Here is a 15,669-nt window from a genome sequence, read left to right as displayed (position 1 = left end):
CTATCCAAGGGGAGGCTTTAAACCAGAATTATTTAATTATTAATAATTAATAATTAATAATTGGGTAATTATCAATTATCAATTATCAATTATTGAATTCTTGCTTCCTCCCTCTTCCTTCTTATGTTAGAAAGTATTATTTGGATATTATTAATAGGTTTTTTTGTCGGCGAAATTGCCTTTAGATTAAAAGCACCGCCGCTGGTGGGAATGGTATTAGTGGGAATATTATTAGGTCCCCAAATTAGCAATACCATCGACTCTAGCATTTTGCAAGCTGCCGACTCCCTAAGAGCGATCGCCGTAATGATAATTTTAATGAAAGCAGGGTTGGGTTTAGACAGAGAAAAATTAGCACAACAGGGAAGTGTTGCACTGCGGTTAGGTTTCCTCCCCGCAACCTGTGAAGCTATTGTTATTGCTCTAGCAGCTATATGGTTACTTAATTTTGACTTTGCCACCGGGTTGTTATTAGGTTGTATCATCGGTGCCGAGTCTCCCGCAGTTATTGTTCCCGGAATGTTGCGCCTCAAAAGTTTGGGTTGGGGCGTAACTAAAGGTATTCCTGATGCTATTTTGACTGGCAGTGCTTTGTCAGATGTTTTGCTGTTGTTAGTTTTTAGTTTACTACTGGCATTCTTATCCCAGGGAACAACTACTGGCATAACTTTACCTGGTGGCATCACTCTCAGCGCATTACAACTATTACCCTTTCAAGTGATTTTACAAATTATTCTCGGAGTTGTCGCCGGGTTGCTAACCGCACGAATATTAGTATTGCTCTTAGTCAAACAAAATTGGACTCAAAATGCCACTCAGGATACTTTGGTTGCAGCAAGTTTCGCTCTATTGTTAGTCGTCTTAGCAGAGAAATTTCCTATATTTTCTGGTTATTTGGCAGTCATGGCGACAGGATTTTTTGTCATCGAATTTGATGCCCCCTTAGCACGACGGTTGCGAAATGGTTTTGATACTTTGTGGGTGGTGGCGCAAATAATTTTGTTTGTGTTGCTCGGTGCTAGTATCCCGTTGCAAGTGCTGGAAAATGTCTTGTTGGTGGGGTTGTTAATTTTAGCAGTTGGTACTTTAGTCGGACGAATGCTCGGTTGGTATCTCTCGACTTTGGGCAGTAACTGGAATTTGCGAGAGCGTCTATTTTTGCTGCCCGGAAATTCTGCTAAGGCAACCGTGCAAGCAGCTATTGGAGCTATTCCTTTAGCAGCAGGTATTGAAGGAGGAGAAACAATATTAGCGATCGCTGCCCTATCCATATTAGTCACAGCACCTTTGGGAGCTTGGGCAATACCTACCTTTGCACCAAAACTTTTACAAAAAGGAGAAGTCGAACCGACAAAAGTAGCGATCGCTCGTCGTATTGTTTTGTTAGCTGCAGTTGATACTTCACCCCTTGCTGTAGATGTGTTGTTAAAAGTTGCTGAGTTGGCGAGGCGTTGTGATGGCGAGGTTATGGTATTGCACGTTATTCAGTCTGAGAATGAGGAAAGTGTTGAGCAACTGCGACAGCAAACAAAGCAACTTTTGGCAGATATTCGGTATCGGTTTGTAACTGTTGCAGGTGTGGTATCCGAGGAAATAATTTCAGTGGGGCGAGAGTATGGAGTCGCAGAAATAGTTATCGGGAAAAGAGGGCATCGTTTATGGGAGAATGTGTTAGTTGGTTCCGTTTCTCAAGCAGTTTTGGAAAAGAGTTTAATTCCTGTAGTGGTAGTCGAAAAAAAAATATATAGCGGTTTTCAGTCTGGTGAGGAACATCAACGATCCCCCTAAATCCCCCTTAAAAAGGGGGACTTCCAGTTCCCCCCCCTTGAGAAGGGGGGTTAGGGGGGATCTCCAGCACTGTACCTAACAAAGGGTGAGAAATACTATAGTTTTGTATGGAAAGAAACAGCTCTTTTTTCAAGACACACTTAAAAAACTTGTTCTTTCTGTTAAAATTAGATGATAAATTGAACCAAAAATTTCCTATTAATGAAACTATATTTAGATACTAGCGCATTGAATAGAATATTTGATGACCAATCTCAGGCAAGAATATATTTAGAATCAATGTCAATGACTCTTATTTTTTTGCTAATTGAAAATAAAAAAGTGGAAATTGTTTCATCAGAAGCTTTAGCAGCAGAAACGAACAATAACCCATACAACGAGCGAAAGGTTTTTGTTGAAAGTGTTTTACGGGAAGCTAAGTCTTTCCAAAATCTGAATGAAAATTTGCTGACAAGAGCAGAGGAAATAGAAGCAAATATGGGAATTAAAGGAATGGACTCGTTACATTTGGCTTGTGCAGAAAAGTTGGGAGTCGATTTTTTTATTACTTGTGATGATAAACTAATTAAAAGGTATGAGGGAGCTATAATAGTTCAAAGTCCTACAATTTTTGTTAACAATATCGTTAGTTCTTTTTAGAGGGGTAAATTTAGAAATGAATCAAAAGTTAGTTGTGCCGGAAATGGGATTAGTTAGAAGTGAAAGTATACAGGCAATTATCAATAGTTTGGGAATTGCTAAAGCTGCATTTTTCTGTCGGGAAAATATGTCGCAGTCGGTAGATTATTTGGAGTTAAAAGAGAAGATGTTTGGGGAGAAAAGTGCGAGGGAAATTTATGAGGAAGTTAAAAAACAGTCGCTCTTGTGAATGAGCCATAAACGTTGCCTTATCTAGCAGTTCCTCTTATTTATAAGAAGAGGTAATTATTAATTGTTAATTATTAATTATTGAAGAACCAATCGCCGAGGAAATTGTCCAATGGATAAGTTAGAGAATTATCGCTCCTACATTCAAATTTTGTTGGAAAAGTATGCTCAATCTAAACCTCAAAATAATGAGGCAGAAAATTAACTATTTTTTGATCCAATACGAAATCATTATCAACTGATGCGAGTAGGTTGGAAAGACTTAGAACGAATTTACTATACTGTTTTACATTTTGATATTAAAGATGGAAAAATTTGGCTTCAGCATAATGCTACTGATATTGATGTAGGTCAAGAATTAATGGAAATGGGTGTTGCTCAAGAAGACATTGTACTGGGGCTACATCCGCCTTACAAGCGTCTTTACACTGGCTATGGTATTGCTTAGATAAGAGAAAGTTAAAAAATAATCGCTTTTGTTAGAAGAAAGAGGCGATCGCTCGTCCGGCGTTGATTATTGCTGGGTAAAGGGAAAGGGGGGGACTTGAGCGATATATTGCTAAAGTTTACCCCTTGCAACTTACAAGATTTGCGAGCGCGCTATATTGGTTCCAGAATAGACCCCATAAACAAAATTGTTTTGGTTTGATTATACTGAATCGTACAGAAAAAGGGACGATCCACAATCATGTTAAACAGAGTTTCTGGAGGTTCTGACTGAAATCCTTTAGTCACCATTTCTACAGAACTTGCTGCTGATGCTTCAGTTCCTTCTTCATTGACTTCTACAAAAGTCTTATGCTTAATCTTGTCAATACAGATATTTGGGGGAATCGAACATATCCCTGAGAAATTTGCACTTCTACTATCAAAAGCTATTGCCATTCCAAGAGTTTTGAGAACATCATTTAGCTCAATATTATATTGAAGTTTGAAACGGGGTAAACCAAGAAAACCTTGTTTTAAATCAAATTGGTTCATCCATTTTTCCCAATTACCAGCACTCAGAGTTTCGTAAAATCTATTAAGACCAACTCCGTTATTGGGGAGAAAAATATACATACTAAACTTACCCTTTCCATAGGGTAAGTTAACTGCCTGAAATATCTCATTTTCTAGGTATCTATAGTTACCCGAAGAAAACATCATCGGGTGCTGCTTCTGAGTCCCGTTTAGCAAGATGAATGGATGCTCTTCAGTTGCTGCTTTGGGGAATGGGTTTGACCAGTAACCTTTAAAATAAGTGGCGTTAATCAGAAACATCATCGAATTGGGGTCAATCTGATCGATGATTATGTCTATCTTTTGATTAGTATTCTCTTTAACCCAATCATTGATAATACTTGGAGTATTTGGCTCGTTAAAGTTCAGATCTGTTACTTTTGCTTGATAAAATTTCTTGTTAATGCGTAAAAATTCTGGATTAAAAGAAACCCCCTCTTTAACCCAGAGTGAATTAGCTATATAAACTTGCACATTATAGTCATTGTTTTCTAGTGTTTCTCTCAAACTGGCATTAGCTTGGTTAACTTCCTCTAGACTCATTTTTGGTAATTCTAGGGTCTGAGCTATTGCCTCTTGGGTTTGACGACTAGCACCATTGTAAGTCATAGCTAAAGAGATTGCCAAACTGCAAGGGGACACAAAAATATTCTTACCAGCACTTTGCTTGACAATCTCTAAGAACAGCTTGAGACTAAATTGCGTATAGGCTTTCACTAATCTTGAATCTATAGTCATATTTTGGTAATTCCTAGATAAAGCCACATTTTTATTTTAATCACGATTTGACATGGCTGATATATCAGCCAACATCGAGAGCATTTTAGCAGACCCACTTATAGCTTGTGAGAGTTCTTCTAACATTGCTCTATCGGATGCTTCAGTAGATACTATACTTTTCTCAGCAGGTTCATCAGTAAATACTCCACTTTTTTCAGCAGGTTTATCAGTAAATACTGGACTTTTTTCAGCAGGTTTATCAGTAAATGATGCACTTTTTTCAGCAGGTTCAAAGGTAATAAAGGATAGATTTCCAAGTCCTTTAGGTCGATCTGGCTCTATAAGTAAGGGAGTTTGTGTTTGTCCTAATTTACTCTTTTTCAATTGCTTTTGCACTTGCTGTGTAGTGTGATCGAGTAAAGTATTATTGGATATTTTGGTTCCTAAACTAGATATCGATCTAATTAAGCCAAAAGTAAAAACTGACAATCCGTTAGTATACACAGTACTAGCTATAGCCTTCTCATTTGCCTTGCAGGCACTCATAAGCAACCCATTCACTTGCTTACTCTTAGGTTGGGATATAAGAGATTTGAGACTGCTAGAGGCGTCTGCGTTCGTCGAAACAAAGTTTCGCTCAGTGATAGACTGACCAAATTTCTGGTAAGGTAATGTACGATCAGTTTCTGGTTTGGAAGAGTTTTCTAATTCTTCGTCTGGTGGAACCCAAGCTTTTACCATAGGACGTTCCTCTCCAGATTTCCCTGAGAAAAAAGCTTTTTCCATTCCCCCTGAGTGACAGCAATCTAATATTATGCTTAAAATACCTGGAGGTAATCGTTGTGTTAAAGTACTAAACTTATCGTCAAAAAAGAATTTCTCATCGGATGTAACTAGACATTCTTTTAGTAAACCATCTTTTGGAGTTCTGTACCCGTGGCCAGAATAATAAAATACTAATTGAGCGTTTGGTTCTGCATTTTTAAATAACCATTCTAACTGTTGGTCAATCTTGGCGAAAGTGGCTTCTCTATTCTGAATCTTACAGATGTCAGTAAAGCCATAGCTATCTTTTAACAGATCGGAGAATTTGTTTGAATCATTGACGCAGCTAGGTAGATTATTTTTTGAAGTCTTGTAAATGTTAATTCCGACAACAAGAGCTTTTTTGTTAGACATTGACAACTTTCCTTGAGAAGACAAATTTTATTTTTTGCTTTAACGAAAGAAAGTCAGACTTATCATTATGGTTTTTAGGGAGTCTTACAAGCTGCCCAACACCATTTAATTCTGATAAGCCTGACCTGTTTAATTCTCTAGGCTAACCTAACTGGCTGCTTTTCGATTACTTGCTGTCCACTTCTTCTTTCGAGTAGTTGGGTCTGCGGAAAGCTCAAGGTTAATAGATTTGAGATTTGTCAGATCCAGTTCATACAGTTTTGATGCAGAGACATCGGATTTGATCAAGTCTCCTTCTTGGAGGTCATTAACATAAGCAAAATATAGCTTCGGAGTTAGTTGGAAAATTGCCTGGTCATCTTGGGCTACTTCACGTTTAACAATCAACGGACTGTCTTTTTTTGCGAGAGCTATATCAACTAGTTGAGGAGCCTTATTAATGCACCCCATTTCTCCATCCACTGTCTCACCAGATATTTTCTTTAGCTCTGCGAAGTCTCCATCAATAGAGAATTCCCACATTTGCCCAACTTCAGTTGGTAGTTTTGTCGCTCGACTCATTGCATCATATACATCAACACTTTCTTCAACCATAATCTGAAGGCTGACGGGATAGTCAACGCGAGCGCTGCTGTTATTTCCCAACGGTACTATTTTCCAAGCAGTGGGAAATAGTGTTTTATATATTTGGTTGAGATTTGTTGGTTTTTGGAAAGCGACAATGTACTGGTGTCCTGCGTTTTTATTGGAAAGATTGATAGTAATATCGCCACTACTAAAACCTTTGATCGAGGAGTCTGTCGCAGATGTTGAAGTTAAATCTTTCAGCATATAAGGAATTTTCGCTGCTGCCGAAAGTGCCTCAGACACTCGTAAGATTAATCCCTCGACAGCCTCCGGTGTGTATGGATCGACCAGCAAGTCATTTTCTGCTGCTGCTTGAATCGCTTGAGATAACTTCTCAACAATGGTCGGATATGCTATACCTGGCTCGATAGTATCTAGATTGGTTCCCCAGGAATCTCCTTTAATTTCAGCACTCCAAGATCGTCCATCCCCAGAATAGGTCAACCATTTGTAATTAGTTGGTTGCAAATCTGAGAGTAGTTCTTTAAGAGTAGAGATTGAATACTCACTCGCTTCGTCACCGCCGATGCCAGTTTTTAATTGGTCAAAGACTTCTTGTTTGGTTATAGTCGCTGCAAATCCTTTTGTAGTGTAATAGTCATTCCATGCCTCTTCAAGGTATTGCTTCATCGCAGAGGGTTTTGAACTCTTGAATCCCGTAAAATTCTTACTGAATCCATAATAGCGGTATACGAAATCATCTGTTATGATATATGAATTATCATAATCATTTATATCTTGAACCAAGTACAGACCATCGAAATCTGAATTTTGTTTAGAAACTATGTCTTGTTTATTGTCTGGATTTACATTTGGAATTACTTCCCAGTCTGTCATTCCCATTTCTTTTTCCTTTTTAACTGTCTACACTTTTAAGACGATCTTCAAAGTCAGTTTCTGAATTTTTAAATTTACGGACACTTTTTTCTTGACTCACAGCACTACTCGATCAACAAAAAATCCAGATTTTTTTTTAAGTCTTACTGTTTAGAGAGTTTCCTGTATTGAAATCGTCACAGACAACTTTCCTAAAGTCACCGAGTTTCATTCAGAAGTAAGACATTCATTCTCTCTGTGTCTCCGTTTCTCCACGTCTGGGCATTTATGTAAAAATCAAATAAACCTCTCCCGCAACTACTTCAATATCCAGCGATCGCCCCAACACAACCTTTCCATCCCACACCCTGTATAAAACTCTGCCAAAAAACAGAAAGTATAGATAATAAAGGTGAGCCTCTACTAACATTAACCACATCAGTAATATCCAACCCAAGCATCGCCTCTAATCTCATGTCCAGTTGAATACTTATAAATAAGGGAGCGGGGAAAGCATAAAATAGAGAGATTTCCCCTGTGTAACGAAAATCGGTTTTTTCATCACTAATTATCCGGAATCGATCTAACTCTCCTGAACTATCAACACTCTCTGACTTTTCTACCTCTGGTTGTGATGGAGAAATAGGGCGATCGCCTGATGGAGTAATGGAATGGCAACTAAATATAGCATTATTATTGGGAGATGGTTTAATTTTCCCTATATCACTTTCAACCAATACAGTCTCCGTCTCCAATACATTCTTTTCCTCTTGTGACCTTATATCCTGCTGCTTTTCCCCATTTTCTTCTGGGGTAGGAGACTGACTCTCCACTGACATCTGTAGGGACGAATGGCCCTTTGCCTCCACTTCCGACTCTGAATCTCGAAAATAGGAACTCAACTTCTCTTTAAGCCATTTCCGCGCCAAAGATATCCGCTTGCAGACATTATCATAAGATATCTCTTGCTGTTGGGCAATTTCTTTATGGGAAAGCTCCCGATAAAAATGCAAAATAAACGTCTCCCGCAAATTTTCCGGTAACTCAGCGATCGCTCCTTGTATCCGATCGGATATCTCTTCTCTCTCCAGAACAGACTCTGGACATTCAACCGTTCCTGTAGTAATAACTTCCTCAGTATTACCCACCCATTCAATACTATCAACACCCACAGCAGCACAAGAACGTTTGCGGATAATATCGATGCAAAAATTACGAGTTACCTGATACAACCAAGCCTTTAAATTAGAAATTTTTTCCCCGAACTTTTGCACCTTTTTCCAAGCTTTTAGCATGGCCTGACTCAGAACATCCTCCGCATCCATTGGGTTAGAATTCATTATCTTGAGACAGCAGCGATAAAGCTGGCCTCGACTTTCTTGCCATTGCTGCCAAAACTGAGAGATTAGATGGGAGCGATCGTTCTCTGTTGTAGAATTGTCCATTAAGTTTCGTCTTGTATTTGCAGTTCTGGAAGTCATAAAAAATGAAATTGGTTTTGTCCTTCTGATACATATAGATCTGGACTTACGCATAAGAAAGGCAATTTCGACGTTTGAGATTACTTCGCTATCGCTCGTAATGACGAAATACGTTGTTTTGCGTAAGTCCTATAGGTATTTTCGAGATGCTTCCTGACTTTATAAAACATTGCAACCAGGCATTAGAGAATGTAGCTCTTTCCCCCAAGCTCTCTTATACAAAAAGAGGGGGCAGAGCTGTTCTCCTCCTTCCCCAATAGGAAAGGAGTTCCCATAGATTACAATGGGGTTGCGTGGCGGACTTTTTTGATGCCACTGTTTTTTTGTTTTCCAAATACTAGACGTTACTCACCATGATTTTATGACTCTATTTTTCCGAAAAAAATAAATTGCCCGACTTCTTACTTCTATTAGGGGGACAATGGCCTCTTGTGCTGTCCATCCCAAAATCAAACTGGACTATCAAACAAGTTGTCCTGATCGAGGGCGATGGCTTTCTACTAACCTTTATGAAGTAAATAAATTAGAGTTGTTGGCTGATCAAGAACTTTAAAATCTTATAGTTTAAACCCTTTACCATCCTTTAATTCATTTGGGTTAAAGCATTGGCAACCATCAAAAATTTGTTTACAAATGAAACCAAATTCTACAATTGAACAGTTTCAACTTTTGCAAAATACGAGAATTAAGGGACTTCCAAATAAAAAATTATCCCATTAGCTATAAAAATAACGGAGTAGGGAGTAGGGAGTAATATCATGTCCGGTTGAATAGTTATAAATAAATGAGGGAGGAGTCAGGAGTCAGGAGTCAGGAGGGAAGAGAGCAGAAAGAAAGTATAAAAATCAGAAAGTTTTTTTATCACTAATTATCCGGACATGATATAAGCAGTTAACGCGATCAGTACATAAATTGGGATAATTTATTTTCTGCTATTCCCTAAGTATAAGTAAAAATTTACAGTGATCGCAATTGACACCACTCTTTTAAGTCTAGCTCAACCATTAACTGATTCACCTTATCTTTCTCCCCTGATAAATATATCTACTCCAGCAACAGATTTTATTGGTTCTCTCAGACAGGTTATTAAATCTTTATCAATAAAAAAGTATCCTACTCTTAGTGAATTTGCTCAAATTACAGGAATTAGTTCTCGAACTTTGCAAAGACAATTAAGAGAAGCAGGAGTAAATTACACTGAAGTCATTAATCAAATACAGTTTGAACGAGCAAAAATTCTCCTTAAAGATACCGATCTTAAACTTAGAGAAATTTCGGAACAATTAGGATATTCAACACAAGAGCATTTTAGCAGTGCATTTAAACGTTGGACAGGTATAACGCCTCAATTGTTTCGTCACTTTTCCTCGGAAAAAGAACTTGAGACTTGATAGTATTTTTGGTGTTGCTAAATCAAAGTTTGAGTTTTTTTCTCTTTTTACTAATAGCTGTTTGTGGAGTATTTCACAGGAAATATTGACTTTATAATTCAGTTTTTTAAGAATGAATTGCTATGATTAACTATCAGTTAAAATATATACAAATACTTAACATAGTCATCACAAAAATGTTTTATTTTAGATATGAAATAAATCCTCAACTTATTTATCGATAACTTGACATTTGTTACTTTTGTTGTATAATTATTTGTTGTATCATTCTTTTTCATAAAGCTCTAGAAGATTTGAATGGGAATGATATTAATAATTTTGATGTGAGGTAGAGGTCAAGGATGAAAAACAAACTTACAATAATCATATTTAGTATTATATTTGCTGTCATAAATTCTGGATGTGCGAGGGCACAAGGAGTATTACAAGAAATTCAACAAACTGGTGTGCTAAAAGTTGGAATGAGAAAAGATGCTGCTCCTTTCGGTTATGTTTCTGGTGGTAAATGGGAAGGAATTTGTCTAGAATTAATGAATGGTTTTAAAGAAGATTTAGAAAAAAAATTAAACCGAACTATTACCCTAGAAAAATTAGAAACTATTCTTGATGAGGATTCAGAACAAGGACGACATAGTAGTGTAGCTAATAATCGAGTTCATGTAGAATGTGGTCCTAATACTATTAGAAAAAATCCACCAACAGGTGTTATTTATTCTGAACGTTTCTTCACTACTGGCACATATTTAATGATGAAACCAGATAGAAGACTAACAGTTAATCCCGATGGATTCTTGGAAGGAATTTTAATTGGAGTTCTCAATGATTCTCTGACCAAAAACTTTATTGATAGTCGATATCAACTCGCAGATCAAAAAGTTTATCAAGGAGCATCGGGAAGAGAAACTGCGATTAAAGATGCCACATCAGGTACAATAGATGCTTTTGCTAGTGACGGGATTTTATTAGTAGGAGAAGCATTCCGACAAGGATTAAAAGAAAATCAATATGCTTTAGAACCAAATAGACCACTTACCTGTATTTCTTATGGCATGATTTTACCTGCTAATGATTCGGAGTGGCAAAAAACAGTTAATGAATACGTTATAACTAAGCGTCAAATTAATACAATTACAGATATTTTAACTAGGTTAGCAGGAGGCACATCTCCATTTATCGGAGTGACTATTTCTGCTCAAGATAAATGTAGTGGGTTGTAAAACGGGAGTATGGGGAGAGGCGGAAGTGTGGGAAGAGGGGGGAATGTGGGACCAACCCCTACTGCTCCCAGGAGGGGAATATGGGAAGTGTAGAGAGAAACTACAACCAGAGAGGTTGAATTAACTGTTTGGGCGTTCAATCTTCCCAGATAGCAGTCGAAACAAAGATTAAGACATTGATAAATGCTCAAACAAGCCTCAGGGATTACTTCTGACTTGTGAGTTGCGCGTAGTGCTATATTCCCCACCAACCCAAACTCCCCAAACTCTTCCCCCGATGTGTTTCACTAGAATGAAACAACCCTGCTACAAATTAGGAATTTATTAATTATAAGAAGCAAAAAGTTTCCTTAGCCTCTAAACTGGATTCAGGAATCTATATCATAGGAGGGTTAGCTTTGATTGAAGATAATAACTATTCATCCCCTTCCGTCGCGACAATTTCTCGTCAAGAATTACGGGAGTTAGTTCGATCGCAACTTCAAGCTCTACTAGAACAAGATAACTTGTCTGGAGCTAAAGCTATGTTAGTTCCAGTACAACCACCCGATATTGCTGAAGCGATCGAAGGTTTACCAGAAACTATGCAAGTCATTGCCTTTAGATTATTGTCTAAAGGTGAAGCGATCGAAGTATATGAACAATTAGACTCCAGTGTACAACAGTCTTTATGCGAAAAATTCAAGCGCCAAGAAGTCATAGATATTGTTGATAAAATGTCCCCTGACGACCGCGCCAAACTATTTGAAGAACTACCTGCAGCCGTTGTCCGACGTTTATTAGGCCAACTTAGCTCCACCGAACGTCAAGCTACCGCCCAACTCCTGGGTTATGACTCCGGAACAGCAGGGCGGATAATGACTCCGGAATACATCTCCCTAAAAGAAGAATATACCGTTGCCCAAAGTTTAGAACGTATTCGCTCATTAGCCCACGTTACTGAGACAGTTTATTCTCTATATGTCACTGATACTAACCGTCATCTTACAGGTATTTTATCACTGCGAGATTTAGTCACCTCTCAGCTAAACCAAACTATCAGCGAAATAATGAATCGTGATTTTGTCTGTGTCCAAACTGGTACTGATCAAGAGGAAGTTGCCCGTGTGATCCAGCGTTATGACTTTCTGGCAATACCAGTGGTAGACAGCGAACAACGACTCGTGGGAATTATTACCGTTGATGATGTCCTTGATATTTTGGAGCAGGAAACTACTGAAGACATTTATGCTTTAGGTGGGGTGCAGTCTGATGGTGATAATTATTTCCAGGTAAATTTATTTACTGCTGCTCGGAGAAGAGTAGTTTGGTTATTTGTGTTGCTACTAACGAATAGTGTTACGGGTGGAATTATTACCGCGCAAGAAGATATTCTGCAAAAGGTAGTTGCCTTGGCAGCATTCATTCCACTATTAACTGGTACTGGTGGAAATGTGGGAGCGCAATCTTCAACTGTTGTAATTCGGGGTATGAATACCGATGAAATCTGGAAAATCGGACCTGTGAAAGTAATTCTGCGTGAAGCTGCTGCTGGTGCAATGCTTGGAGGTATTCTCGGTTTATTAGCAACAGCTTGGGCGTACTTATTTATTGTCAATGGAAATTTAGAAGTATCAGTGACGGTGGGAGTAAGTTTAGTCGCCATCTCAATTTTAGCTTCTGTTGCTGGCTCTTCTTTGCCATTCCTGTTTCGTTCGTTTGGGTTAGATCCAGCCTTAATGTCAGCACCTTTTATTACAACTGCTGTGGATGTTCTCGGTGTTTTGATTTATTTCAACTTGGCACGAGTTATTTTACAAATATGAAAGAGGGAAGGAGTCAGGAGACAGGAGTCAGGAGTCAGAATAAAGTAGGGGCGGGTTTTGAAGATAACATCGTGCTGATGTCAAATATTTTGCTAAACCTGCCCCCTATTTTGCCCACGCACAATAGACATTCCTGGGTGAGACGGACAAGCATCTGGGGCTGGGTTTATTTAATTTATGGGGTTTTGTCAATGTTTTTGGATAAACCCAACCCTACTAAATGAATGTCACCCACGCCCTTTATTTAGAGAAAATCATAGATTTTTGCAGATAGTCCTAGGTTTCTAAGAACGGAAGCATTGGGTGATGTAAAATCCTTTATCATACTGCCACTGTTAATTTTTTCTATCCCAAGGAAAAAAAATCATGTACACAAGTCGTCTATCTTCCCAAGTAACTGTTTATGAAGTCCGAACGCAACTACAAAACTTAATCGCAGAGGATAACTTAGCTGGAGTAAAAAATCTCTTAGCTCCCGTACAACCTACCGACATTGCCGAAGCTATAGAACTTTTACCCGAAGATATACAGCTTGTAGTTTTCCGACTACTCAGAACAGAAGAAGCGATCGCTGTTTATGAACAATTTGACTCCTCTACACAAAAATCTTTATCTCAACAGTTTCGCCATCAAGAAATTAGAGATATTGTCAATAAAATGTCACCGGACGATCGTGCTCAACTGTTTGATGAGTTGCCTCCTAAACTGTTGCAGCGTCTCAACTCTGAACTTAGTCTCCGCGAAAGGGAAGCTACTGCCCTTTTGTTAGGTTATCAACCAGATACCGCCGGACGTATAATGACTCCAGAATATATTAGTCTTGAGTCTGATGATACTGTAGCCCAGAGTTTAGAAAGAATACGTTCTTTAGCTGATGTTTCTGAAACTATCTATGACTTATATATTATTGATGCAGAACAACATTTAGTTGGGATACTGTCGTTACGAGAGTTAGTTACTGCTTCCCTAGAACAAACTATTAGTGAAATAATGAGTCGTGATGTGGTGTCAGTTCAAACTAATACGGATCAAGAAGAGGTAGTCCGAGTTATCCAACATTATGATTTAATTGCCGTGCCAGTTGTAGATCGGGAAAGGCGACTGGTGGGAATTATTACTGTTGATGATGCTATTGATATTGTGCAGGAAGAAACAACCGAAGATATTTATAAATTAAGTGGGGTACAGTCTGAAGGTGATGATTATTTTCAGGTTAATTTATTGACTGTTACTAAGAAGCGAGTCTTTTGGTTATTAGTATTACTTCTAACTAATACTTTCACGAGTAAAATTATTACTTCTCAGGAAGAAGTTTTGGAAAAAGTGGTAGGTTTAGCTGCGTTTATTCCTCTGCTTAATGATACTGGCGGTAATGTTGGTTCCCAGTCATCTACTGTAATAATTCGTGGTTTTAGCACTGATGAAATGGGAGGCATGGGAAATTTACAGGTAATTATTCGGGAAGGAATTGCTGGTAGTTTGCTAGGTTTAATGTTGGGGATAGTTGCAATAATTTGGGCTTATATTTTGCAACAAAATTTAGCTATAGCTTTTGTGGTAGGTATTAGTTTATTTGCCATTACAATTATTGCTTCTATTGCTGGTGCAGCTTTGCCATTTATCTTTCGATTATTAAAATTAGATCCTGCGTTAATGTCTGCTCCTTTTATTACCACTGCTGTTGATATTTTAGGTGTATTAATTTATTTTAGTTTAGCTGTTTTGCTTTTGGAAATATAATCGAAGGAAGAAGAAAGAAGGAAGAAGGAAGAAGGAGGTGAATAATTATAGTAATATTGTAGTGACGTGACAAACCTAAAATGTTCCAATAGTAGGGGCGGGTTTTAACCAGAATTTTCATGCTTACTCTAAGATTTATATAAACCCGCCCTAATGCGCAAAATTAGTTGTGTCGGTCCCTAGATTAAATTCTATTATTGAAACCCTTAATTTTAACTGAAAACCTTGAAAATTATGACTCCTGACTCCTGTACGGCCGATTCACGAATCGCCCCTACCACCAAAATATTACAACTTAAATTAGGATTGCTATATTAACAAACAAAATTATAATTCAATCAATATGTTGCACCGTCTGCGTCTTTTAGAAATCCTTGAATATATTTTTCTTGCTGCTTCTGCCGTCGGAATTTTTGGTAATTATATCTATGAGCAACCAATTATTTATCCGGTAGTATTTATTTTCATGTCTTTATTATTAAATCTTTTTAACCGACTAAAATTAAGAGCAGAAACTCAAACCATTAAATTTGACAATAGTAGAAAATTAGATGAATATCAAGATTCAATTTCTCAGATTATTTTTCAGTTAAAAGATAGTATAAATTCTTTCGAGTCTACGGCTCAAGCATTAGGAAATAATCCGGGAGAAGGTAAAGTTATACCTTTGCTAGAAACGATTAAAAGTTTGTCAAATCGGTTAGAAATTCAAGAACAAACTATCAAGTTATTACAGACAGAATTAGATTTGATTTCTCAGCAGTTTAAACAACGACCAGAATTGCAACAAATTAACGATCTAACAAGTGTGATTATTGATTTACAACAGTTTATTAATAAATTACCAGAATGGAGTGATTTAAGACAAGAAAAATTTCAACAATTGGAGGAAAAAGTTAATCAAGCTTTGGATAAAATTGAGGAAAATATCAAAGAAAAAAAGGGAGTTGAGAATAAGGATTCAGAAGTTATAAATGAGGAAATTTAGGGTGCTTTATAGGACTAAATAGAAGTAATAAGTTAGAAGTAATTTCTG

At 37.6% G+C, this 15,669-nt stretch carries 14 protein-coding genes; 10 read left to right on the top strand and 4 right to left on the bottom strand.

What is annotated here, in order from left to right; translation table 11 throughout:
- Nucleotides 1-123 precede the first annotated feature (123 nt).
- The 4 genes from ACP6PL_RS22665 (at nt 124) to ACP6PL_RS22650 (ending at nt 3,103) form a co-directional block, all read left to right on the top strand.
- Entirely contained in the window at nt 124-1,788 is a 1,665-nt protein-coding gene (locus tag ACP6PL_RS22665; RefSeq protein WP_426547547.1) for a cation:proton antiporter, read from the top strand.
- A gap of 201 nt (nt 1,789-1,989) precedes the next feature.
- Nucleotides 1,990-2,427: a type II toxin-antitoxin system VapC family toxin gene (locus ACP6PL_RS22660; protein ID WP_426547546.1), complete on the top strand. Its 438-nt coding sequence runs from the start codon at nt 1,990-1,992 to the stop codon at nt 2,425-2,427.
- 16 nt (nt 2,428-2,443) lie between these two features.
- Entirely contained in the window at nt 2,444-2,656 is a 213-nt protein-coding gene (locus tag ACP6PL_RS22655) for a hypothetical protein (RefSeq protein ID WP_426547545.1), read from the top strand.
- 219 nt (nt 2,657-2,875) lie between these two features.
- Entirely contained in the window at nt 2,876-3,103 is a 228-nt protein-coding gene (locus tag ACP6PL_RS22650; protein WP_426547548.1) for a XisI protein, read from the top strand.
- A gap of 152 nt (nt 3,104-3,255) precedes the next feature.
- On the opposite strand, the gene ACP6PL_RS22645 is transcribed toward ACP6PL_RS22650, so the two are convergent.
- The 4 genes from ACP6PL_RS22645 to ACP6PL_RS22630 form a co-directional block, all read right to left on the bottom strand.
- On the bottom strand, nt 3,256-4,395 hold the full coding sequence (locus ACP6PL_RS22645) for a serpin family protein (protein WP_426547544.1): 1,140 nt from the start codon (nt 4,393-4,395) through the stop codon (nt 3,256-3,258).
- A 36-nt stretch (nt 4,396-4,431) separates the two neighbouring features.
- Nucleotides 4,432-5,556: a caspase family protein gene (locus ACP6PL_RS22640; RefSeq protein WP_426547543.1), complete on the bottom strand. Its 1,125-nt coding sequence runs from the start codon at nt 5,554-5,556 to the stop codon at nt 4,432-4,434.
- A 147-nt stretch (nt 5,557-5,703) separates the two neighbouring features.
- Complete coding sequence (locus ACP6PL_RS22635) at nt 5,704-7,026, bottom strand: hypothetical protein (protein WP_426547542.1); 1,323 nt, start codon at nt 7,024-7,026, stop codon at nt 5,704-5,706.
- Nucleotides 7,027-7,322: 296 nt separating this feature from the next.
- Nucleotides 7,323-8,480 (bottom strand): RNA polymerase sigma factor, encoded by a 1,158-nt coding sequence (locus tag ACP6PL_RS22630; protein WP_426547541.1) that lies wholly within the window; start codon nt 8,478-8,480, stop codon nt 7,323-7,325.
- A 421-nt stretch (nt 8,481-8,901) separates the two neighbouring features.
- On the opposite strand from ACP6PL_RS22630, the gene ACP6PL_RS22625 reads away from it, so the two are divergent.
- The 6 genes from ACP6PL_RS22625 to ACP6PL_RS22600 all read left to right on the top strand — a co-directional run bounded on the left by ACP6PL_RS22625 (nt 8,902) and on the right by ACP6PL_RS22600 (nt 15,621).
- On the top strand, nt 8,902-9,033 hold the full coding sequence (locus ACP6PL_RS22625; protein WP_426547540.1) for a hypothetical protein: 132 nt from the start codon (nt 8,902-8,904) through the stop codon (nt 9,031-9,033).
- 409 nt (nt 9,034-9,442) lie between these two features.
- Nucleotides 9,443-9,871: a helix-turn-helix domain-containing protein gene (locus tag ACP6PL_RS22620; RefSeq protein ID WP_426547539.1), complete on the top strand. Its 429-nt coding sequence runs from the start codon at nt 9,443-9,445 to the stop codon at nt 9,869-9,871.
- A gap of 341 nt (nt 9,872-10,212) precedes the next feature.
- The gene (locus tag ACP6PL_RS22615) at nt 10,213-11,088 is read left to right on the top strand and encodes a type 2 periplasmic-binding domain-containing protein (RefSeq protein ID WP_426547538.1); all 876 of its coding nucleotides are present in this window, start codon (nt 10,213-10,215) and stop codon (nt 11,086-11,088) included.
- A 398-nt stretch (nt 11,089-11,486) separates the two neighbouring features.
- Nucleotides 11,487-12,893, top strand: coding sequence for a magnesium transporter (mgtE, locus tag ACP6PL_RS22610; protein ID WP_426547537.1), 1,407 nt, complete (start codon nt 11,487-11,489; stop codon nt 12,891-12,893).
- A gap of 366 nt (nt 12,894-13,259) precedes the next feature.
- Nucleotides 13,260-14,633 (top strand): magnesium transporter, encoded by a 1,374-nt coding sequence (mgtE, locus tag ACP6PL_RS22605; protein WP_426547536.1) that lies wholly within the window; start codon nt 13,260-13,262, stop codon nt 14,631-14,633.
- A gap of 343 nt (nt 14,634-14,976) precedes the next feature.
- Nucleotides 14,977-15,621 carry a hypothetical protein gene (locus ACP6PL_RS22600; RefSeq protein ID WP_426547535.1) on the top strand — a complete coding sequence of 215 codons (645 nt, stop codon included), beginning with the start codon at nt 14,977-14,979 and terminating at the stop codon, nt 15,619-15,621.
- Nucleotides 15,622-15,669 lie beyond the last annotated feature (48 nt).

Source organism: Dapis purpurea BLCC-M126 (assembly GCF_050015975.1).
Classification (GTDB): Bacteria; Cyanobacteriota; Cyanobacteriia; order Cyanobacteriales; family Microcoleaceae; genus Trichodesmium.
This window is presented reverse-complemented; position numbering and strand designations above follow the sequence as displayed.

What these genes read in the sequence shown, in the direction of transcription:
- ACP6PL_RS22665 (WP_426547547.1), top strand. Translation starts at nt 124, where the DNA reads ATGTTAGAAAGTATTATTTGGATATTATTAATAGGTTTTTTTGTCGGC.
- ACP6PL_RS22660 (WP_426547546.1), top strand. Translation starts at nt 1,990, where the DNA reads ATGAAACTATATTTAGATACTAGCGCATTGAATAGAATATTTGATGAC.
- ACP6PL_RS22655 (WP_426547545.1), top strand. Translation starts at nt 2,444, where the DNA reads ATGAATCAAAAGTTAGTTGTGCCGGAAATGGGATTAGTTAGAAGTGAA.
- ACP6PL_RS22645 (WP_426547544.1), bottom strand. Translation starts at nt 4,395, where the DNA reads ATGACTATAGATTCAAGATTAGTGAAAGCCTATACGCAATTTAGTCTC.
- ACP6PL_RS22640 (WP_426547543.1), bottom strand. Translation starts at nt 5,556, where the DNA reads ATGTCTAACAAAAAAGCTCTTGTTGTCGGAATTAACATTTACAAGACT.
- ACP6PL_RS22635 (WP_426547542.1), bottom strand. Translation starts at nt 7,026, where the DNA reads ATGGGAATGACAGACTGGGAAGTAATTCCAAATGTAAATCCAGACAAT.
- ACP6PL_RS22630 (WP_426547541.1), bottom strand. Translation starts at nt 8,480, where the DNA reads ATGACTTCCAGAACTGCAAATACAAGACGAAACTTAATGGACAATTCT.
- ACP6PL_RS22625 (WP_426547540.1), top strand. Translation starts at nt 8,902, where the DNA reads ATGGCCTCTTGTGCTGTCCATCCCAAAATCAAACTGGACTATCAAACA.
- ACP6PL_RS22615 (WP_426547538.1), top strand. Translation starts at nt 10,213, where the DNA reads ATGAAAAACAAACTTACAATAATCATATTTAGTATTATATTTGCTGTC.
- mgtE (WP_426547536.1), top strand. Translation starts at nt 13,260, where the DNA reads ATGTACACAAGTCGTCTATCTTCCCAAGTAACTGTTTATGAAGTCCGA.
- ACP6PL_RS22600 (WP_426547535.1), top strand. Translation starts at nt 14,977, where the DNA reads ATGTTGCACCGTCTGCGTCTTTTAGAAATCCTTGAATATATTTTTCTT.